Annotated in this window: 21 protein-coding genes; 9 read left to right on the forward strand and 12 right to left on the reverse strand. The window is 67.5% G+C overall.

Going from position 1 to position 18,640, the window contains the following annotated elements:
* Positions 1-937: 937 nt before the first annotated feature.
* Positions 938-1,306: a VOC family protein gene (locus IEY84_RS08980; protein WP_183542278.1), complete on the reverse strand. Its 369-nt coding sequence runs from the start codon at positions 1,304-1,306 to the stop codon at positions 938-940.
* Positions 1,307-1,353: 47 nt separating this feature from the next.
* Here IEY84_RS08980 and IEY84_RS08985 point away from each other — a divergent pair, with 47 nt between their 5' ends.
* On the forward strand, positions 1,354-1,944 hold the full coding sequence (locus IEY84_RS08985) for a TetR-like C-terminal domain-containing protein (protein ID WP_183542280.1): 591 nt from the start codon (positions 1,354-1,356) through the stop codon (positions 1,942-1,944).
* An 18-nt stretch (positions 1,945-1,962) separates the two neighbouring features.
* On the opposite strand, the gene IEY84_RS08990 is transcribed toward IEY84_RS08985, so the two are convergent.
* On the reverse strand, positions 1,963-2,457 hold the full coding sequence (locus tag IEY84_RS08990; RefSeq protein WP_183542282.1) for a GNAT family N-acetyltransferase: 495 nt from the start codon (positions 2,455-2,457) through the stop codon (positions 1,963-1,965).
* Between the two features lie 122 nt (positions 2,458-2,579).
* On the opposite strand from IEY84_RS08990, the gene IEY84_RS08995 reads away from it, so the two are divergent.
* Both IEY84_RS08995 and IEY84_RS09000 read left to right on the forward strand, forming a co-directional pair.
* Positions 2,580-4,157 carry a flavin monoamine oxidase family protein gene (locus tag IEY84_RS08995; protein ID WP_183542284.1) on the forward strand — a complete coding sequence of 526 codons (1,578 nt, stop codon included), beginning with the start codon at positions 2,580-2,582 and terminating at the stop codon, positions 4,155-4,157.
* A complete protein-coding gene (locus tag IEY84_RS09000; protein WP_183542286.1) occupies positions 4,154-4,828 on the forward strand; it encodes a Rid family hydrolase in 675 nt (224 codons plus the stop codon). Before IEY84_RS08995 ends, IEY84_RS09000 begins: the two co-directional genes overlap by 4 nt.
* 71 nt (positions 4,829-4,899) lie before the next feature.
* On the opposite strand, the gene IEY84_RS09005 is transcribed toward IEY84_RS09000, so the two are convergent.
* Together IEY84_RS09005 and IEY84_RS09010 are read right to left on the reverse strand one after the other, a co-directional pair.
* Positions 4,900-5,118 carry a hypothetical protein gene (locus IEY84_RS09005; RefSeq protein WP_183542287.1) on the reverse strand — a complete coding sequence of 73 codons (219 nt, stop codon included), beginning with the start codon at positions 5,116-5,118 and terminating at the stop codon, positions 4,900-4,902.
* Positions 5,119-5,190: 72 nt separating this feature from the next.
* Positions 5,191-6,603, reverse strand: a complete 1,413-nt coding sequence (locus IEY84_RS09010) for a flavin-containing monooxygenase (RefSeq protein WP_229788486.1) — start codon at positions 6,601-6,603, stop codon at positions 5,191-5,193.
* Between the two features lie 146 nt (positions 6,604-6,749).
* Here IEY84_RS09010 and IEY84_RS09015 point away from each other — a divergent pair, with 146 nt between their 5' ends.
* A complete protein-coding gene (locus tag IEY84_RS09015; protein ID WP_183542289.1) occupies positions 6,750-6,953 on the forward strand; it encodes a (2Fe-2S)-binding protein in 204 nt (67 codons plus the stop codon).
* A 101-nt stretch (positions 6,954-7,054) separates the two neighbouring features.
* Entirely contained in the window at positions 7,055-7,543 is a 489-nt protein-coding gene (bfr, locus tag IEY84_RS09020) for a bacterioferritin (protein WP_183542290.1), read from the forward strand.
* An 18-nt stretch (positions 7,544-7,561) separates the two neighbouring features.
* Here the strand turns inward: bfr and IEY84_RS09025 are convergent, their stop codons facing one another.
* The 3 genes from IEY84_RS09025 to IEY84_RS09035 all read right to left on the reverse strand — a co-directional run bounded on the left by IEY84_RS09025 (position 7,562) and on the right by IEY84_RS09035 (position 10,699).
* Entirely contained in the window at positions 7,562-8,152 is a 591-nt protein-coding gene (locus tag IEY84_RS09025) for a hypothetical protein (RefSeq protein ID WP_183542291.1), read from the reverse strand.
* A gap of 128 nt (positions 8,153-8,280) precedes the next feature.
* Entirely contained in the window at positions 8,281-9,798 is a 1,518-nt protein-coding gene (gene glpK / locus IEY84_RS09030) for a glycerol kinase GlpK (RefSeq protein ID WP_183542292.1), read from the reverse strand.
* Positions 9,799-9,844: 46 nt separating this feature from the next.
* A complete protein-coding gene (locus tag IEY84_RS09035; protein WP_183542294.1) occupies positions 9,845-10,699 on the reverse strand; it encodes an MIP/aquaporin family protein in 855 nt (284 codons plus the stop codon).
* 182 nt (positions 10,700-10,881) lie between these two features.
* On the opposite strand from IEY84_RS09035, the gene IEY84_RS09040 reads away from it, so the two are divergent.
* Both IEY84_RS09040 and glpK (IEY84_RS09045) read left to right on the forward strand, forming a co-directional pair.
* Positions 10,882-11,652 carry an IclR family transcriptional regulator gene (locus IEY84_RS09040; RefSeq protein ID WP_183542296.1) on the forward strand — a complete coding sequence of 257 codons (771 nt, stop codon included), beginning with the start codon at positions 10,882-10,884 and terminating at the stop codon, positions 11,650-11,652.
* On the forward strand, positions 11,649-13,169 hold the full coding sequence (glpK, locus tag IEY84_RS09045) for a glycerol kinase GlpK (RefSeq protein ID WP_183542298.1): 1,521 nt from the start codon (positions 11,649-11,651) through the stop codon (positions 13,167-13,169). Before IEY84_RS09040 ends, glpK (IEY84_RS09045) begins: the two co-directional genes overlap by 4 nt.
* 69 nt (positions 13,170-13,238) lie before the next feature.
* Here glpK (IEY84_RS09045) and IEY84_RS09050 read toward each other — a convergent pair whose 3' ends face one another.
* The 4 genes from IEY84_RS09050 to IEY84_RS09065 form a co-directional block, all read right to left on the reverse strand.
* Entirely contained in the window at positions 13,239-14,018 is a 780-nt protein-coding gene (locus tag IEY84_RS09050) for a MerR family transcriptional regulator (protein WP_183542301.1), read from the reverse strand.
* 67 nt (positions 14,019-14,085) lie between these two features.
* Complete coding sequence (locus IEY84_RS09055; protein WP_183542303.1) at positions 14,086-14,850, reverse strand: ABC transporter permease; 765 nt, start codon at positions 14,848-14,850, stop codon at positions 14,086-14,088.
* Complete coding sequence (locus tag IEY84_RS09060) at positions 14,850-15,644, reverse strand: ABC transporter ATP-binding protein (protein WP_183542305.1); 795 nt, start codon at positions 15,642-15,644, stop codon at positions 14,850-14,852. The genes IEY84_RS09055 and IEY84_RS09060 overlap by 1 nt, the downstream gene beginning before the upstream one ends.
* A gap of 87 nt (positions 15,645-15,731) precedes the next feature.
* Positions 15,732-16,121, reverse strand: a complete 390-nt coding sequence (locus tag IEY84_RS09065; RefSeq protein WP_183542308.1) for a DUF1801 domain-containing protein — start codon at positions 16,119-16,121, stop codon at positions 15,732-15,734.
* Positions 16,122-16,225: 104 nt separating this feature from the next.
* Here IEY84_RS09065 and IEY84_RS09070 point away from each other — a divergent pair, with 104 nt between their 5' ends.
* Both IEY84_RS09070 and IEY84_RS09075 read left to right on the forward strand, forming a co-directional pair.
* Positions 16,226-16,687, forward strand: coding sequence for a MerR family transcriptional regulator (locus IEY84_RS09070; protein WP_183542309.1), 462 nt, complete (start codon positions 16,226-16,228; stop codon positions 16,685-16,687).
* A gap of 32 nt (positions 16,688-16,719) precedes the next feature.
* Complete coding sequence (locus tag IEY84_RS09075; RefSeq protein ID WP_183542312.1) at positions 16,720-17,766, forward strand: NAD(P)-dependent alcohol dehydrogenase; 1,047 nt, start codon at positions 16,720-16,722, stop codon at positions 17,764-17,766.
* Between the two features lie 82 nt (positions 17,767-17,848).
* On the opposite strand, the gene IEY84_RS09080 is transcribed toward IEY84_RS09075, so the two are convergent.
* Positions 17,849-18,637, reverse strand: coding sequence for a pentapeptide repeat-containing protein (locus tag IEY84_RS09080; protein WP_229788487.1), 789 nt, complete (start codon positions 18,635-18,637; stop codon positions 17,849-17,851).
* Positions 18,638-18,640: the final 3 nt, after the last annotated feature.

The raw sequence follows: 18,640 nt of genomic DNA on the forward strand, positions 1-18,640 counted from the left end.
AAACAACACCAGACCATCTTACGATAACCTGGAAAAAGAGATGCCCTGACAGGAGACACTGACATGTTCCAATCCCGAAAGACTGGATAATTGCCAGAATCAATTGTCAAAGAAACCATCAACCATCATCCCCTTGGGATGCGGTCGACGGGGCATAACAAACTAATTCGTCGACTATGACACACTGTTGAGTTCTCAAGAATCACACGCACACCGGTAGATTTCAGACTCTCGTCCCAGCCAGTCCGGTGACTGCTATATTCGCTTTGTTCTTCGTGCTGAACCTTATCAGGCTTTCTTTCGCTTTAGCAACTCGGCGCCTTTCGCGCTTTCCTTGCCAGCTCCAGAAGCTTTCCTCGGCCCTGCCCCGCAGACTTTATCAGACTCACTTTCGCTTTACCAACTCGGCGCTTTCACGCTTTCTCGGTGTTTAGCTCGGTGTTTCTACTTTGTCTTTCTGAACCTTAGCGGACTGTTTCTCGCTTTCGCAATTCGGCGCTTTCGGCGCTTTCTTGCTTAAGTTCGAAGCTTTATCCGCTTCAGTCCTGGAGGACTTTAGTGGCTTTCGCTCTAATCACCAATTCGGGAAACCCGCGGTGTTTATCGCTTCTGCCTTCTCCACCCATGACCTTGTGGGCCCGGTTGAACCAGTCCCGAGTCTCTGTCGTCGATCCGAAGATCCACATCTAGAACACCCTGGCTCGAGCGATGCTCGAAGAGTGGAGGCGGTCGTTCCGGGGCCGGAAGCCCGCCCGAAGACTCGCGCTTGCTTCCCGCCGCACCCTGGCGACTCGGAGAACACTACACACACCCTGGCGCCGTTTCAAATCACCAGAGCAACTTTCTTCGTGCGGTGTTCTGGCCTCCACTGTAGACCCCCGGGCAAGGCGCGTCACCGGTTCGCACAACCGGGTGCCAGGGCCCTTGACGCCGCGGTTCAGGCAGGCGTGAAGAGCTCCACCGGGTTACCGGCCGGGTCCTCGATCACCGCTTGGGATCCGCCCCGCCCATCGATGCGGCTGGTGCGTACCCGAACGCCGGCGCCGCCCAGGCGGCGGAGCTCCTGATCGATGTCCGACACCTCGAGCTGGATGCGGCCCCAGCCACCGGGGCTCGGTCGCGTCCCGTCGTCGGCCGGCTGACCGGCTCCCCCCGCTCCCGGCGTGTTCAGCATCAGCCTCAGCCCGTGGCCATCGAGCATGGCGAAGCCGCCGGCTCTCGGACCGACGTCGTCGAACCCGAGCTCGCGGTAGAATGCGACGGCAGCAGGGATGTCGTCGACGATGCAGCGAAATCCTGGCCTCATCGTTCTCTCCTTTCTGCAACACTACTGTTGCATAGTAGGCTCGGCGCATGGCTTCTCGTCAAGAGCGCACAGACCCTCGAGTCGTACGCAGCCGGGAACGAGTGCTCGAAGCGGCGCTCGCGGAGCTCGCCGAGCGCGGCTATGGCGGGTTCAGCATCGACGGGGTGGCAACCCGGGCAGGGGTGGCGCGGAGCACGATCTATCGGCTCGGCCACGATCGGCTCAGTCTCGTCGCTGCGGCGATGGAGACGCTCAACGTGCAGCCGCGTCCCGAACCCGGGGGCCACGACCCTCGGGCCGACGTGGTGGCGATCGTCTCTCACCTCGCCGCGGCGATGCAGTCCTCCCTGATGTCCGACTGCCTCCCTGCCGTTCTCGACGGTGCCGAGCGCGATCCCGGCCTCAGAGAGCTGCATCACCGCTACAGCACGCAGCGACGTACGCGTCTGGTCGAGGCGCTCACCCGGCTGCAGGAGTCAGGCCACGTCGTCGGAGATCCGGAGCGGGCGGCCGAGGCCCTCGCCGGCGCGGTGTTCTACCGGCGGTTGATGACGCCGGTGCCGCTGCGTACCGACGAGGTCGAGGGATTGGTGGCGACGGTGCTCGGCGAGGCTCAGCGGGCTAGCCAGCCGGAATAGGTCTGCCGCTGCGTACAACTAGATGCCGCCGGCGGCGCCGAGCTTCTTCAGCTCGGCGCCGTCGATGCGGTGGACCTCCCACTCGTCCTGGGGGACCGACCCGAGGGAGCGGTAGAAGGCGATCGAGGGTTCGTTCCACTTGAGCACCCACCACTCGAGCCGACGCCAGTCGTTCTCGACGCAGATCTCGGCGAGGCGTACGAGAAGGGCTTTGCCGGCGCCGGCGCCGCGGTGCGCCGGGTCGACGAAGAGGTCCTCGAGCCAGATGCCGTTGCGGCCGGTCCAGGTGGAGAAGGTGACGTACCAGACCGCCATGCCGATGATCGTGCCGTCGCTCTCGGCGATCAGGCCGCGGGTGGTCGGGGTGCCGGACTCGGGGAAGAGCGCAGCGGTGAAGTCTGCCTCGGTGGCCTCGACGGCGTCGGGCTCCTTCTCGTACTCGGCCAGGGCGTGGACGAGGCGGAGGATCTCGGGTACGTCGGCGGGGGCTGCATCGCGGATGGTGACGGTCACGGTGCCGATCCTAGGGCTACTGACGGGTCCGGGAACACGCGTTCTAGCGAGACGTGAACGCAATCGCGACGCAACAAAGGCTTCCTACGTTTCGGGGCGTCCCCAACAGATTGGACCCCCACATGACTCAGTCACGTCGGAACTTCCTGCGCAACGTCGGCGTCGCCGGCGGTGCGGGCGTCATGTTGCACAGCATGGGCGCGCTCGGGCTCACCTCGGCCCACGCAGCGGAGACCCCCGCGTTCACTCCTCCCAAGCCTTCCGACCTCGCGCGGGCCGGCAGCAGGTCGGTCGTCGTCCTCGGCGGCGGAATCGCCGGGCTCACCGCTGCGTACGAGCTGCTCAAGGGTGGCTACAAGGTGACCGTGCTCGAGGGACGGGACCGGCCGGGCGGTCGCAACTTCACCGTCCGTGGAGGGACTCGGGTGACCGACCTGAACGGGGTCACGCAGGTCGCCAGGTTCTCCAAGGGTGAGTACATGAACGCGGGACCGGGGCGGTTGCCGCAGAGCCACATCACGCTGGACTACTGCAAGGAGCTGGGGGTCCCGATCGAGGCGTTCACCAACCAGAACGCCAACGCGCTGCTCTACTACCCCGGCGACCACGGGATCGGAGCGGTGCAGATGCGTCAGGCGAAGGCGGACACGTACGGCTATGTCTCCGAGCTGCTCGCGAAGGCGACCGACAAGGGCGCCCTGGACGAGGAGCTGACCGCCGCCGACAAGGAGGCGCTGATCGCCTTCCTGAGGAACTTCGGCGATCTCGGCTCCAAGGCGGAGGGGTACGCCTACACCGGGTCGAGCCGCGCCGGTTACACGGTCGAGCCGGGTGCCGGGCAGGAGTCCGGCACCGCGGTGGCCCCGAACTCGATGAGTGCTGTCCTCGCCGCCGGGCTGGGTCAGTACTTCTCCTTCGAGTTCGGCTACGACCAGGCGATGATGATGTACCAGCCGGTCGGCGGCATGGACGCGATCCCGTACGCCTTCGCCAAGGCCGTCGGGGCGCGGAACATCCGCTACGGGGCCGAGGTGGTGGAGTGGAAGAACACCCCGACCGGCGTCTCGGTGGCCTACAAGGCCCGCGGGAGGACCGAGACCATCGAGGCCGACTTCGCGATCAACTGCATGCCGCCGAACATCGCGGCCAAGGTCCCGCACAACCTCGGCGCCGACATCACCGCGAGCCTGAAGTCCTTCGGGCCCTCGAACGCCGGCAAGATCGGGATCGAGTACGACCGGCGCTGGTGGGAGGAGGACTTCCGGATCTACGGCGGCATCACCAACACCCGCCTCGACCTGCGCAACATGTGGCATCCGTCGTACGGGTTCCACGGGGACAAGGGCACGATGATCGGCTACTACAACACGGGGAGCGCGGCCGACACCTACGGCGTGCTCAGCCCCGCGCAGCGGCTCTCGCGGGCGGTGGACATGGGCAAGCAGATCTTCGGTGACGTCTACGGCGAGGGCATCACCGCCTCGTACAGCCAGGACTGGAAGACGCAGAAGTTCTCCGAGGGAGCGTGGGCGTACTCGACGACGGCCGACACCGATCCGCTCTATACGAGGCTGCTGGACGCCACCGGCAACACGTACTTCGCCGGTGACCACCTCAGTCACTCCGTAGCCTGGCAGCACGGCGCGATCACGGCCGCCCGGGCGGCCGTCGAGAAGCTGCACGCGCGGGTGACGGCATGACGTCGCCGCGTACGAAGGTGCTGGCCGTGGTCGGGTTGACCGCGGCTCTCGTCGCTCCAACGGCGGCGGTCGCCGGAAGCACGTGGTCCGGCGCTTCTAATGGGCACCGCCCCCCGCGCGGTGGGGAGACGATCTCGGTGCTGCCCGCGGGGCAGGACAACCCGTCGATCGCCAACGGCGTCGCGATCGGGCCGGAGGCGGCGATCTACAAGACCAGCGGGCTCGGTCCGTCGCGACTGAACACCGGGGCGAGCGGCGAGCTGGGCTACATCGACACCGCGGTGTTCCCGGGTGGTGAGCTGCCACCGGGCGTGACCATCACCGAGGCCCAGGGGATCAACGTGCTGCGCCGGATCGGGGAGAACCTCGAGGCGGCTGGGCTCTCCTACGACGACGTGATCACGATGCGCGTCTTCCTGCAGAACCCGGCGGGCGAGGCGAAGATGGACTTCGCGGGCTGGAACCGGGCCTACCGGCAGTTCTTCGCGAACACGTCGGTGTCGACCGGCGAGGCCGTCCCGGTGCCGCTCGGCACTGCTGCGCCGGCAGCCCCGATGGTCGTCAATCCTGCCCGTCCGTCGCGGTTCGCGCTCGAGATCGAGAACCTGCCCGTGGACGGGTGGCTCGTCGAGGTGGAGGTCGACGCGGCCTATCCGGTGAAGAGGAAGTAGGCCTTCGACACGAGATCGCCCTCTCCGAGCAGTGCTCGGGGAGGGCGATCTCGTGTCAGCTCAGACGGTCGTCAGAGCTTGGAAAGCTTCGAGAAGGGGCTGGCGATGCGCACCAGACGGGGACCGAAGTCGACAGTGACTGCGGCCGTTTCTTTGTTGACGACCCGACCCAGGCCGAAGGAGTCGTGGGAGACCAGGTCTCCGGACTCGAACTGCTCAATGACCGGCTCGGGATCTGCCTTGAAAGGACTCGCGGCGAAGTGTCGCCGCCGGGGGGTTGAGGTAGTCATCCCTTCGAGTATGTGGCCTCGAACACGAATAAGGGAATGCACAGGTTGGTCACAATGGCCTATCAGATCGTTTCAAGCCCGCGTGTAGTCGCTCGTGTCGAAGCTGGCGCTGCGCCGATAGTGGGCCGAGATACTGGGCCAGTTGGTGGTGATGCGACCGTTCTTCTCGCGGTACCAGGAGGTGCACTTGCTCCAGACGCTGTCGGCCAGCTTCTCCTGGATCCGGGCGTCGTAGGCCTCCTCGATCTCCGCCCGGACCTCGAGCGGGCCGGCCTCGGCGACGTGGTCGGCGTACCTGCCGAGGTAACGGGCCTGGGTCTCGAGGAAGTAGATGATCGAGCCGCCACCGGTGTTGGTGTTGGGGCCGTACATGATCAGCAGGTTGGGGAAGCCGGGGACGGTCATGCCGTGGTAGGCGTGGGCGCCGTCCTTCCAGTGGATGTGCAGGTCGCGGCCCTGGGTGCCGGTGATCGTCATCGGGGCGAGGAAGTCGGTGGCCTTGAACCCGGTGCCCCAGATGATCACGTCGACCTCGTGGTGCCTCCCGTCGCCGGTCGTGACGCCGGTCGAGGTGATCTCGGTGATGTCCTCGGTGATCACATCCACATCGGGCTGGGCGAGGGCCGGAAGGTAGTCGTCGGCGAAGAGGATGCGCTTGCACCCGAACGCGTAGTCGGGCCAGACCTTCTCGAAGAGCCCCGGCTTCGCCGCGGTCTGCGCCTTCATGTGGCGCTTGGACCAGGCCCGCATGACCGCACCGAACGGCTTGACGTGGAAGGACGTGGTGAGCCATTCGGCCTGGACCCAGATCTTCGCCCGGTCGACGAGCTGCCGGATCGGGCGGTCGGGGTCGGCGCGCTCGAAGTCCTTGCGCGGGACGATGTAGGGCGCCGAGCGCTGGAAGAGGAGCACTTTCGCCGCATCCTTCCGCACCTCGGGCACGAACTGGATGGCGCTCGCGCCGGTGCCGATCACCGCGACCCGCTTGCCGTGGAGGCTCAGGTCGTGGTTCCACTCGGCGGAGTGGAAGGCCTCTCCTTCGAACGTGTCGATGCCGGGGATGCTCGGGATCGAGGGTCGGGAGAGCTGTCCGACCGCCGGGACGAACAGGTCGAACGTCTCCGTCACCCCCGTGCTGAGGTCGAGCTGCCAGGTCTTCTCCTCGTCGTCCCAGCGGGCGGCGGTCACCTCGGTGTGGAAGCGGATGTGGCGGCGTACGTCGTACTTGTCGACGACCCGATGGATGTAGTCGAGGATCGCGGGCTGGCGGGAGAACTTGTGCGGCCAGTGCGGGTTGGGCTCGAAGGAGTAGGAGTAGAGGCTGGAAGGTACGTCGCAGGCGGCGCCCGGGTAGGTGTTCTCCCGCCAGACACCGCCGACGTCTCCGGCCTTCTCGAACACGACGATGTCGTCGTGGCCACGCTTCTTGAGCTCGATCGTGGCGGCCAGGCCGCCGAAACCGGTGCCGATGACTGCGATGCGCAAGGGATCCTCCGAGGTCCGGGGGCGACGGTGTGACGATGTGACCTGGACCATACCGGGAGAATGTGAGTCGCCGCGCCGACCGGACCGAACGGTAAGAACCGAGACGTGATCTCGTCATCTTGATTAGGGTCGGCTAACCTAAGTACATGATCGTCTGCCAGTGCCGAGTCGTCACCGACCGTGACGTCGACGCTGCCCTGGCCGACGGGGCGCGGACAGTGAGCGCGATCTGCCGCTCCACCGGCGCCGCTCAGGACTGTGGTTCGTGCATCTTCTCGGTGAAGAAGCAGGTCACCCGGCATCTCGAGCAGGAGTGCTCGCACCTGGTGGCCGACGGCGCCGCGAGCTGACGTACGCACCTGACGCAGGCAACCGGGCGCAAACTGAGTCTGTCCTCACTCCCGGGGTGCCGTGCCAGTATCGGGAAAGATCCCGCTACCGGAGGTACGTCATGCAGCCAGTCGATCCACGCGTCGTCGAGCTCCTCAACGAGGCGCTCACGTTCGAGCTCACCGTCACCAACACCTATTTTCTGCATGCCCGGATGCTCGACAACTGGGGCTTCCCGAAGCTCGGCAAGGTCTTCTACGACCTCTCCATCGACGAGATGCGCGACGCCGACGAGCTGATCAACCGGATCCTGATGTTCGACGGCCACCCCAACGTGCAGCGGCTCAACGCCATCCAGGTCGGCGAGACCGCCGAGGAGATGCTCTCGCTCGCGCTGGAGAGCGAGCGTGCCGCGGTCGCCCAGTTCAACGCCGGGGGCGAGGAGTGCCACCAGCTCGGAGACCACGGCACCGCTGCCGTCTTCGAGGAGATGGTCCGCGACGAGGAGAAGCACGCCGACTGGTTCGAGTCCCAGCTCGACGCGATCGAACGGGTCGGCCTTCAGGCCTACCTGGCTCAGCATGTCGCCGCGGGCGAGGGGCCCGGCTGAGCCGGGCCCCTCGTCCCCTCAGGCGCTCTCGAACCAGGGGCGGTGGAGGTCGTAGAAGGTGGCTCCCTTCATCGCGTAGTCGAGCTCGCGGCGTACGTCGGCCGGAGGCTCGACCTGCTCGCCCTTGCGGGCGTCGGCCTCGCTGGTGAACGCGATCGTCTCGACGAAGCTGCCGTCCTCCTCGATCGCGAGCGTGCCGCCGAGGATGTCCGGGCGCGCCTCGTGCATCTGAGTGGTGTCGGCCATCATCGCCTTGAGCCGGCTCGGGTCGTCGACCCTGCCTCGGATGATCTGCACGAACCCGGCGTCGTCGGAGCCGCCGTCGAGCAGCATCGTGACGTCGTCGCAGTCGTGGAACTCCATCGGCCCGTCCATGACCTCGGCCATCTTCGCTGCCCACTCCCCCTGCTCGGGGCGGTCGGAGTTGGCCATCGCCGCCTCGCGGGACTCGAAGCGGACCACCCCGATGAGCTGGCCGTCGTCGGTGAATCCGTAGGTGCCGCCCAGCCACCCGGTCGCGCTCGGCGCCAGGTCGCGACGCCACTCGTCGAGCAGCTGGTGGGCGTCGTCCTGCCGGGTGCACGGGCCCTGAATCATCTGGATGAACATTGCTGTCTCCCTCGGTCGTTGGTATGCCAACGGACCGGTCGAGGCAGTTGCCGGGCCCCGGCCGGGCCCATTGGCAACGTACGTCCGCAGGGTCGGCTCGCGCATACCCCAAACGGGGCGTTTCCGTCTCAGTCGACGTCGACCCAGTCGAGGGTGCGGTCGACGGCCTTCCGCCAGCCGGCGTACCCGGCCTCGCGCTGCTCCTCGCTCCAGGACGGCTGCCAGCGCTTCGACTCGTTCCAGTTCTTGCGGAGCTCGTCGGTGTCCTTCCAGAACCCCACAGCCAGGCCGGCTGCATAGGCGGCCCCGAGCGCGGTGGTCTCGGCGACGACCGGGCGGCTGACCTCGACACCGAGGACGTCGGCCTGGATCTGCATGCACAGCTCGTTGACCGTGACGCCGCCGTCGACCTTGAGGACCTCGAGGCGTACGCCGGAGTCCTTCTCCATCGCATCGGCGACGTCGCGGCTCTGGTAGCAGATCGACTCCAGGGTCGCCCTTGCGATGTGGCCCGACGTGTTGAACCGGGACAGGCCGACGATCACGCCACGGGCGTCCGAGCGCCAGTAGGGGGCGAAGAGACCGGAGAAAGCGGGGACGAAGTAGACCCCGCCGTTGTCCTCGACCTCCTTGGCCAGGGTCTCGGACTGGGCGGCGTTGCTGATCACCCTCAGCTGGTCGCGCAGCCACTGCACCGCGGAGCCGGTGACGGCGATCGAGCCCTCCAGGGCGTACGTCGGGGGCTCGTCGCCGAACTGGTAGCAGACCGTGGTGAGCAGGCCGTTCTCGGAGCGGACCAGCTCCTGGCCGGTGTTGAGGAGGAGGAAGTTGCCGGTGCCGTAGGTGTTCTTGGCCTCGCCTGCGTCCAGGCAGACCTGGCCGACCATGGCGGCCTGCTGGTCACCGAGGATGCCGGTGATCGGGACCTCGCCCTTGAGCGGGCCGTTCGCGAGGGTGGTGCCGTAGGACTTGGGCTCCGAGGAGGGCCGGATCTCGGGGAGCATCTGGCGCGGGATGTCGAAGAAGCCGAGCAGCTCGTCGTCCCAGTCGAGGGTCTCGAGGTTCATCAGCATGGTGCGGCTGGCGTTGGTGACGTCGGTGACGTGGACACCCCCGTTGGGGCCGCCGGTCAGGTTCCAGACGACCCAGCTGTCGGTGGTCCCGAAGATGGCATCACCTGCTTCCGCAGCCTCGCGGACCCCGTCGACGTTCTCCAGGATCCACTGGATCTTGCCGCCCGCGAAGTAGGTCGCCGGCGGGAGCCCGGCCTTGCGACGGATGATGTCGCCGCGCTCGTCCCTGTCGAGCGCCGAGGCGATCCGGTCGGTGCGGGTGTCCTGCCAGACGATGGCGTTGTAGTAGGGGCGGCCGGTCTTTCGGTTCCAGACGACGGTGGTCTCGCGCTGGTTGGTGATGCCGAGCGCGGCGATGTCCTGGTCCGTGAGCCCCTGGCGGCCGAGCGCGGTCTGGATCACCGAGCTGGTGCGCTCCCAGATCTCCACCGGGTTGTGCTCCACCCAGCCCGCCTTCGGCATGATCTGCTCGTGCTCGAGCTGGTGACGGGCCACCTCGTTGCCGCCGTGGTCGAAGATCATGCAGCGGGTGCTGGTGGTGCCTTGGTCGACGGCTGCGACGTAGTCGGGCATGTCGTCGGTCCTCTCTGTCTTCTGTAGGTCTGCTCGGTCTGCTCGGTCAGGCGGTCTTGCGCTCAGGCTCCAGGTCGTCCTCGTCTGCTGCCCCGGGGATCGTTCCTACCTCCTCACCCTCCTCCTGTGCGGGAAGGAAACGCGAGATCAACAGCTTGTAGGCACCGGCTCCGACGAGCGCACCGAGCAGCGGGCCGACGATCGGGATCCAGAAGTAGAGGTCGCCGGCAGCAGTCCTCCACGCCCCCTCGTACCCGGTGAGGAAGGAGGCCAGCCTCGGCCCGAAGTCTCGGGCGGGGTTGATGGCGTAGCCGGCGTTGGCCCCCCAGGCCATCCCGATACCGACGATCACGAACGCGATCGCGACCGGGGCGAACCAGGCGATCGGGGCGGAGTTCTTCGCGTCGGTGATCGCCATGATCAGGAACAGCAGGATCGCGGTGCCGATCACCTGGTCGGCGAAAGCGGTGGTGAGGCTGATGCCGAGCGCGGCGTCACCGTTGCCCGGGAGCGTCGAGAAGATGCCCTGGGTGGCGTGGGTGTGCTCGGGGTCGACGCTGGCGATGGCGTCACCGTAGGCGGCACGCACGATGAGGGCGGCGACGAAGGCGCCGAGGATCTGGGCGAGGCTGTAGGGAAGGACCTTGCGCCACTCGAAGTCGCTGAACACGGCCATGGCGAGACTGACCGCCGGGTTGAGGTGCGCGCCGCTGATCCTTCCGGCGGTGTAGATGCCCAGCATCACCCCGATCCCCCAGGCCCAGGCGATCGAGTCGTGGTCACCCAGGCCACCGTCGCCGGTGACGACCTGCGCGACCACACCGACTCCGAAGAGGATCAGGATCATCGTCCCGGCGAACTCCGCGCTGAGCTCCCCGATGAGCGTTCGTCTTGTCTTCATGCGCTGCTCCTGCCGTGGTGGGGTCTGGAGGACTCCACGCACGGTAGAGACGAGTGATGCACGTCACAACGAGGCGCGTTCAGCATCGCCGAACGCTGGGTGTCTCGCGGGGCGGAACCGGCCGGCCCCGGGATGACCGAACCGGACGTACGGGGTTTGCTCGGCCCCTACGCTTTTACCTGATGTCTCGGACCGTGCAATCCGTCGAGCGGGCGGCGGCGCTGCTGCGTGTGCTCTCCGCCGAGAGTGAGCCGATGCCGCTCGGCCAGCTGGCGCTCGCCGTCGGGCTGGCCAAACCGACGGCCCACGGGTTGCTGCGTACGTTGGCGGAGGCCGGGTTCGTCGACCAGGACCCGATCACCGGGCGCTATCTGGTGGGTGCCGGACTGCTGCATCTCGGGTCCGTGACCCTGGACCTCAACGAGCTGCGCTCGGAGACGCTCAACTGGGTGGACACGTTGGCGGCGCGTACGGGCGAGGAGGCTCGGATCGCGGCCTATCGCGACGGCTCGGCGGTGGTGGCTCACCATGTCTTCCGGGCGGGACCGGGGACGCAGGTGATGGATACGGGACGGTCGCTTCCGTTGCACGCTACGGCGCTCGGAAAGGTGCTGGTCGCGTTTGACCCGGGGGCCGCTCGCAGCGTGGTCGGGCAACGCCTGGAACGGCTGACCTTCCGGACCATCACCGACCGTTCCCAGCTGCTGCGCGCGCTCGCGGACGCGCGCGACACCGGGTGGGCGGCCGCCGTCGCCGAGTCGCGACCCGAGCTCGCCGGGATCGCGGCACCCGTGCGCGACCGGGGTGGCTATGTGGTGGCCGCGGTGGGCATCGCGGGGCCGGTGCCGCGGCTGTGCGACGCGCGTGGGCTGCCCCGTCTCGATCTCATCGAGGCGGTCGTCGGTGTCGCCCGGTCGATCTCGAGGGCGCTGGGTCACGGTCGGGCGGCATGAGTCTTCCGCTGTATGTCGCCGCGCTCGATCAGGGGACGACCTCGACACGGTGCATGCTCTTCGACCGCGAGGGCCGGATGGTGTCGTTGGCGCAGCGGGAGCACCATCAGCACTATCCGCGCGCGGGCTGGGTCGAGCACGACCCCATGGAGATCTGGGACATCGTCTGCCGGGTGGTGCCGGAGGCGATCGCTGACGCTGGGGCCTCTCCATCTCAGGTGGTCGGGCTCGGGATCACCAACCAGCGCGAGACGACCGTGGTGTGGGACCGGCACACCGGGCGGCCCGTGCACAACGCGATCGTATGGCAGGACACGCGGTCGTCGTCCGTGCTTGCCGCGGTCGCCGCCGAGATGCCGGAGGCGGAGATCCAGGCTCGGTGCGGGCTGCCGCTGGTGACGTACTTCTCCGGTCCCAAGGTGCGCTGGCTGCTCGACTCGTCTCCTTCGCTACGGGAGAGGGCGGAGCGCGGCGACCTGCTCTTCGGCACGATGGACTCGTGGTTGGTCTGGAACCTCACCGGCGGCGTATCCGGAGGGACACACCTCACCGATGTGACCAACGCCAGCCGGACGATGCTGATGGACCTCTCCACGCTCGACTGGGATCCCGAGCTGCTGGCGGCGATGCGGGTGCCGCGGGCGATGCTGCCCGACATCAGGGCGACGATCTCGTCTTCCGGCTCTCCCTTCGGGACCACCGTCACGCCGATCGCCGGGATCCCGCTGACGGCCGTCATCGGCGACCAGCAGGCATCGTTGTTCGGGCAGGCGGGGTTCGACCGGGGCGATGCGAAGTGCACCTTCGGCACGGGCGGCTTCCTGCTCCTCAACACGGGCTCGACACCGGTGCGCTCACAGCATGGGCTGATCACGACCGTCGCTCATGCGATGGAGGGCGAACCGGCGACGTACGCCTTGGAGGGGTCGATCGCCGTCGCCGGGTCCCTGGTGCAGTGGTTCCGCGACAGTCTCGGGATCATCCGCTCGGCGGCCGAGATCGAGACCCAGGCGCTGACCGTCGCCGACAACGGTGGCTGCTACGTCGTCCCGGCCTTCACCGGTCTGTACGCACCGCACTGGGAGCCCGATGCCCGTGGCGTGATCGTGGGGCTGACCTCGTACGTCACCAAGGCACACCTGTGTCGCGCCGTCCTCGAGGCGACCGCCTGGCAGACCCGCGAGGTCGTCGATGCGATGAACGCCGATGCTGACGTGCCGTTGCGGCGCCTCGCGGTCGACGGCGGGATGACCGCCGACAACCTCCTCATGCAGACCATCGCCGACTTCCTCGACATCCCCGTCGTCCGGCCGTTGGTGGCCGAGACGGTCTCGCGCGGTGCCGCCTACGCAGCCGGGCTCGGGGCCGGCTACTGGCCTGACAAGCAGGTGCTCCGGCGGCATTGGAAGCGGGCGGCCGAGTGGCGACCGGCCATGTCAGCCGCGGCCCGCGACAGCGAGCTCGCTCGCTGGCGGCGGGCCGTCGAGCTGGCCATCGCCTGGGGCGAGCCGATCTGAGACGTCTCGAACCGACGGGGGTCGCGTACGTGGCGGCGAGCCAGCCGGCGAACAGCCCGGCTCAGACCACTAGCGCTTCGGTTCGATGCGCTCGAGCTGGGTCCAGCCGGTCCAGCCGCGCTTCTCGATCAGACGCATGAGGTCGCGGGCGACCGGGACCTGCTCGACGAACATCGAGTCGAGCAGGTCGACGAGCTCGGGCGGCATCGCCTGGTCCGATTCGGCGAACGCCTTCCACTCCTCGGGGGAGATCGCCTCGACCTGGGCGACGATCTGGTCGGCGATGGACTCCACACGCGGGTCGCCGGGCTTCCACTCGAGCATCTCCACCAGTTCCCCGTAGGTGTCGATGACGTTCGGGTCGTCGAGCTGACCGACCTTGGTGCGGATGAAGGCCTCCATGCTCTGCGGCTGCTGGGCGGCGACGAGGATCCAGGCATCGCGCTCGCCCTCGATGATCCGCTCCGGGATGCCGAGCTCGCGCATCCTCTCCAGGTAGGCGACCGCCTCGGGCGGGAGGGCCAGGCCGTCGCCGTGGACGAGGCGAGCGATCCGGTCACGGTGGCCCTGGAGCTCTCGGATCTCGAGCCGGAGGCGCTTGTCGATCTCGGCGACCGCCTTCTTGAAATCGTCGTCGCCGGCGTCCAGCAGCTCCTTGACACGGGAGAGCGGGACGCCGGCGTCGGCGAGGATGCGGATCTTGATCAGGTCCACGACGGCGGCGGCGTCGTAGCGCCGGTAGCCGGAGTGGTCACGTTCAGGCTCCAGCAGCAAGCCCTTTGCGTGGTAGTGGCGTACTGCCCGGACGGTGACTCCGGAGGCGGCAGCCACCTGGCTGATCGTGAGCATTGCCGAATAGTGGCAATGAACCGCGTTGTTGTCATCGCTTTTGAATTTTCTCGGTGCTGCAGGCCTGTCAGGCGAACCTGCGGCGGTAGGCGGCGGTGGCCAGGACGTACGCGACGACCAGGAGGCCGACGCACCAGGCCAGCGCGATCCACACCTCGTTGCCCGGGTCCTGACCGGCGAAGATCGCCCGGATGGAGTCGACGATCGAGGTGACCGGCTGGTGCTCGGCGAAGGCCTGCACCGGGGCGGGCATGGTGTCGGTCGGGACGAACGCCGAGCTGAGGAAGGGAAGGAAGATCAGCGGGTAGGAGAACGCGCTGGCTCCCTCGACCGTGCCGGCCGTGAGCCCCGGGATCACCGCGAGCCAGGTCAGCGCGAGGGTGAACAGGGCCAGGATGCCGATCACCGCCAGCCAGTCGAGCACGCTCGCGCCGGTGCGGAAGCCCATCAGCAGGGCGACGAGCACCACCACGACCAGCGAGATCATGTTCGCGACCACCGAGGTCAGCACGTGACCCCACAAGACCGCGGACCGGGCGATCGGCATCGACTGGAACCGGTCGAACATGCCGCCGTTCTTGTCCTGGAAGAGACGGTAGGCGGTGTAGGCGATGCCGGAGGCGATGGTGATCAACAGGATGCCGGGTAGCTGATAGCTGACATAGTTCTCGGTGGATCCGGTGTCGATCGCGCCGCCGAAGACGTACACGAACAAGAGCATCATGGCGATCGGGGTGATCGCGGTCGTGACGATGGTGTCGGGGCTCCGGCCGATGTGTCGCAGGGAGCGGCCTGTCAGGATGGCGGTGTCGCCGAAGAATCGAGTGTTCATCATGACTCCTTCACGGTGGTGGTGCTGGCGGGCTTGCCGTTGGACTTGCTGGTGATGGCGAGGAAGATGTCCTCGAGGGACGGCTGCTTCTCGACGTACTCCTTCTTCGCCGGCGGGAACATCGCCTTGAGGTCGGCGAGGGTTCCGTTGGCGATGATGCGGCCCTCGTGGAGGATCGCGATCCGGTCGGCGAGCTGCTCGGCCTCTTCGAGGTACTGCGTGGTGAGCAGGACCGTCGTGCCGCCGTCAGCGAGCTCCTTGACGGTCTGCCAGACCTCGAGCCGCGCCTCCGGGTCCAGGCCGGTGGTCGGCTCGTCGAGGAAGATCACCGACGGGTTGCCGATGAGGCTCATCGCGATGTCGACCCTGCGGCGCATGCCACCGGAGTACGTCGCGACCTTGCGGTTGCCGGCCTCGGTGAGCGAGAACCGGGCGAGGAGCTCGTCGGCGATCGCACCCGGGTTCTTCTGACGGCGCAGCTTGGCGATCAGGATGAGGTTCTCGCGGGCCGTGAGGATCTCGTCGACGGCGGCGAACTGGCCGGTGAGGCTGATCGAGCCGCGTACGTCGTCGGCCTGAGTCGCCACGTCGAAGCCGTTGACCGTCGCCGTGCCGCCGTCCGCCTTGAGCAGCGTCGTCAGGATCTTCACGGTCGTGGTCTTGCCGGCGCCGTTGGAGCCGAGGAGGGCGAAGATGTTCCCCTTCTCGATGGTCAGGTCGACGCCCTGGAGGACATGTACGTCGCCGTAGGACTTGGTCAGTCCGGCGATCTCGATTGCTGGTGTCGGGTTCATGTGGAACAGCGTCGTGGGTTGACGCTGGGTCAAGGTCAAGCGGAATCTTGAAACTCTCCGCTTTCCCTTGATCGAACCCGGCCGGGATCAGTCTTTCTGCAGGTGACGCCAGCCGCCGGCGCGGTTGTTGGCCACGATGGCGCGCAGCAGCTCGGTCAGCGCCGGGCGGTCGATCGGGTCGCCGCGGTAGATCTGGATGGCTCGACCGGTGGCGTTGCCGTGCCCCTGGTTGATGATCCCGGCCGGATCGGGGACGGTCGGGTCGTAGAGGAACAGGTTGATGTGGTCCTTGGTCGCGAGCAGCGCGCACACGTTGCCCTGCAGCACGAAGTAGGGCTGGACCGTCCGCTTGATCGTCTCCTCGATCTCCGGGTCGGCATCGTGGACGATCTCTCGCAGCTCACGGCAGATGTCGCGTTGCCACTCGGGCAGACCGTCGAGGTAGCTGTCGACGCCGGGGTGCGGGCGAAGGGTCATGATCGGCAATCTACGCCCGGGCCGCGGGCGCGCGTCCGACAAATGCACAAGTCGACAAATCATCCCTTTGACTTCAAGTACTTGAAGTTCCTAGCGTCATTGGTGTGACTGCAACGACGAGCTCGCGGACGTACTCGATCCGCGAGGTGGCGACACTGACCGGCCTGCCGGCCAGCACCTTGCGCTACTACGAGACGATCGGGCTGATCTCGCCGGTCAGTCGCGGCGCCAGCAGCGGCCACCGGGTCTACGACGAGACCGACCTGGACCAGCTGACCGGCGTCGCCTGCCTGGCGGCGATCGGGCTGTCGATCGACGACATGCGGGCGTACGTCGCCAACAGCCGCCTCGGCAGCGACGGCGCCGCCGAGCAGATCGACATGCTCACCGAGCACGCCGCTCACCTCGCCCGCGAGGCCGAGAACCTCGAGCTGCGGCGGCGCTACGTCGGTCTCAAGACCGACTACTGGCGCGCTGTCGCCGCCGGCGAGCAGGCCCGCGCCGAGGAGATCGGCGCGCAGGCACACACCCTGGCCGACCGGATCCGCAGCCGCGAGAGCCAGTGACCCACCAAACATCTCGACCCAGGAGAACATCCATGCGCGTCAACGCGTACGCAGCCCCTTCCGCCGGCGAACCGCTGGTCCCTACCACCATCGAGCGCCGCGCGGTCGGTGAGAACGACGTCCTCATCGCGATCGAGTACGCCGGCATCTGCCACTCCGACATCCACACCGTCAACGGCGACTGGGGCCGGCAGCCGTTCCCGGTCGTCCCGGGCCACGAGATCATCGGCCGCGTCACCGAGGTGGGTTCGTCGGTGACCAACCACAAGGTCGGCGACCGCGTCGGCGTCGGCTGCTTCGTGAACTCGTGCCGCGAGTGCGACAACTGCCGCAACGGCGACGAGCAGCACTGCACGACCCCCGGCGGCGGCGTGGGGACGTACGCCGCGAAGGACCGTGACGGCTCGTTCACCCAGGGCGGCTACTCGACCCACGTGGTCGTCGACGCCCACTTCGCGCTCAAGGTGCCCGAGGGCATGGACCCGGCAGCCGCGACGCCGCTGCTGTGCGCCGGCATCACGACGTACGCGCCGCTGAAGAAGTGGGGCGCGGGACCGGGCAAGAAGGTCGCGATCGTCGGGCTCGGCGGACTGGGCCACATGGGCGTGAAGATCGCGCACGCGATGGGTGCCGAGGTCACGGTGCTCTCGCAGTCGCTGAAGAAGCAGGAGGACGGGCTGCGGCTCGGCGCCGACCACTACTACGCCACCTCCGACCCGGCGACCTTCGAGCAGCTGGCCAGCTCGTTCGACCTGATCGTGAACACCGTCAGCGCGAAGATCGACATCGACGCCTACCTCGGTCTGCTCGCGGTCGACGGCACGATGGTCAACGTCGGCGCCCCCGCGGAGCCGCTGAGCGTCAACGTGTTCTCGCTGATCACCAACCGGCGAAACTTCGCCGGCTCGATGATCGGCGGCATCGAGCTGACCCAGGAGACGCTCGACTTCTGCGCCGAGCACGGCATCGGCTCCGAGGTCGAGGTGATCTCGGCGGACCAGATCAACGAGGCGTACGCCCGGGTCCTGGCCTCCGACGTGCGCTACCGCTTCGTGATCGACACGGCCACGCTGGCCTGATCCGTCGGAGTGGGCGAAAGTGGCAGCCGGATCCAGTCCGGACTGCCACTTTCGCCCACTCTTCGGGCCGGTCAGCGCCGGTCTACTTCCAGTGACTCGGCCGGGCCAGACCTTCGGGGAGCCGAGTGCCGGCGTCGCCGCGCAGGGCGTTGACCTGCGACTGGGCGAGGAAGAGTGCCTGGGAGAGGTCCGCACCGGCGGCCGCGGCGTCACGGAGATCGGTGCCGAGCAGGTCCGCATCGGCCAGGTCGACGCCGCGCAGGTCCGCGGCCACCAGCAGGGCGCCCCGCAGATCGGCGCGACGCAGGTCCCGCTTGCGCAGATCGCGGCCGACCAGATCGGCACCGCTCAGCGCAGCGCCTGCGGGGCGGCGTACCTCCGCACTCACCTGCCGGAGCGCGTTCCCGACGACCGAGCGGAGCGCGGGGACGTCGGTGGCGAGCACCTGGTCGGCGGTGCCACCCGCCGCGGCGGCGACCCGTTCGGTCACCTCGGCGAGCTCCGTCGAGGTGCCGCGCCAGCCGGCCTCCTCGAGCAGGGCCAGCATCTCGTGCAGCTGCCGCATCACCCCGAAGACGTCGAACATGCTCTGCCGCAGCTTCGGCTCCGTACGCCAGTCGGTGCCGCCGAAGGTCACCTGGGTGACCTGCTGCCCGGCGCCGGAGCACTCGAAGACCGTGCACCCGGCGTACCCGCGGTCGCGCAGCCGGTCGTGGATCCCGCAGCCGAAGTCGGGACCGAGATGACGACACGGATCACCGGCCGCCTTGTCCTCGGGGAAGTCCGCCGAGCGGGTGAAGGAGAGCGCGACGCAGCACAGGCCCGCGCAGTTGGAGCAGTCCGAGCGGTAGGCGGAGTCGGGGCGAGTCACCTC

Origin of the sequence: Nocardioides albus (genome assembly GCF_014648255.1) — a bacterium.
In the GTDB taxonomy this organism is placed as follows: Bacteria; Actinomycetota; Actinomycetes; order Propionibacteriales; family Nocardioidaceae; genus Nocardioides; species Nocardioides albus.

Bases quoted from the DNA above. Each gene is read 5' to 3' on its own strand.
- IEY84_RS08980 (WP_183542278.1), bottom strand. From the start codon at position 1,306: ATGAGGCCAGGATTTCGCTGCATCGTCGACGACATCCCTGCTGCCGTC.
- IEY84_RS08985 (WP_183542280.1), top strand. From the start codon at position 1,354: ATGGCTTCTCGTCAAGAGCGCACAGACCCTCGAGTCGTACGCAGCCGG.
- IEY84_RS08995 (WP_183542284.1), top strand. From the start codon at position 2,580: ATGACTCAGTCACGTCGGAACTTCCTGCGCAACGTCGGCGTCGCCGGC.
- IEY84_RS09000 (WP_183542286.1), top strand. From the start codon at position 4,154: ATGACGTCGCCGCGTACGAAGGTGCTGGCCGTGGTCGGGTTGACCGCG.
- IEY84_RS09005 (WP_183542287.1), bottom strand. From the start codon at position 5,118: ATGACTACCTCAACCCCCCGGCGGCGACACTTCGCCGCGAGTCCTTTC.
- IEY84_RS09015 (WP_183542289.1), top strand. From the start codon at position 6,750: ATGATCGTCTGCCAGTGCCGAGTCGTCACCGACCGTGACGTCGACGCT.
- bfr (WP_183542290.1), top strand. From the start codon at position 7,055: ATGCAGCCAGTCGATCCACGCGTCGTCGAGCTCCTCAACGAGGCGCTC.
- IEY84_RS09025 (WP_183542291.1), bottom strand. From the start codon at position 8,152: ATGTTCATCCAGATGATTCAGGGCCCGTGCACCCGGCAGGACGACGCC.
- glpK (WP_183542292.1), bottom strand. From the start codon at position 9,798: ATGCCCGACTACGTCGCAGCCGTCGACCAAGGCACCACCAGCACCCGC.
- IEY84_RS09035 (WP_183542294.1), bottom strand. From the start codon at position 10,699: ATGAAGACAAGACGAACGCTCATCGGGGAGCTCAGCGCGGAGTTCGCC.
- IEY84_RS09040 (WP_183542296.1), top strand. From the start codon at position 10,882: ATGTCTCGGACCGTGCAATCCGTCGAGCGGGCGGCGGCGCTGCTGCGT.
- glpK (WP_183542298.1), top strand. From the start codon at position 11,649: ATGAGTCTTCCGCTGTATGTCGCCGCGCTCGATCAGGGGACGACCTCG.
- IEY84_RS09050 (WP_183542301.1), bottom strand. From the start codon at position 14,018: ATGCTCACGATCAGCCAGGTGGCTGCCGCCTCCGGAGTCACCGTCCGG.
- IEY84_RS09055 (WP_183542303.1), bottom strand. From the start codon at position 14,850: ATGAACACTCGATTCTTCGGCGACACCGCCATCCTGACAGGCCGCTCC.
- IEY84_RS09060 (WP_183542305.1), bottom strand. From the start codon at position 15,644: ATGAACCCGACACCAGCAATCGAGATCGCCGGACTGACCAAGTCCTAC.
- IEY84_RS09065 (WP_183542308.1), bottom strand. From the start codon at position 16,121: ATGACCCTTCGCCCGCACCCCGGCGTCGACAGCTACCTCGACGGTCTG.
- IEY84_RS09075 (WP_183542312.1), top strand. From the start codon at position 16,720: ATGCGCGTCAACGCGTACGCAGCCCCTTCCGCCGGCGAACCGCTGGTC.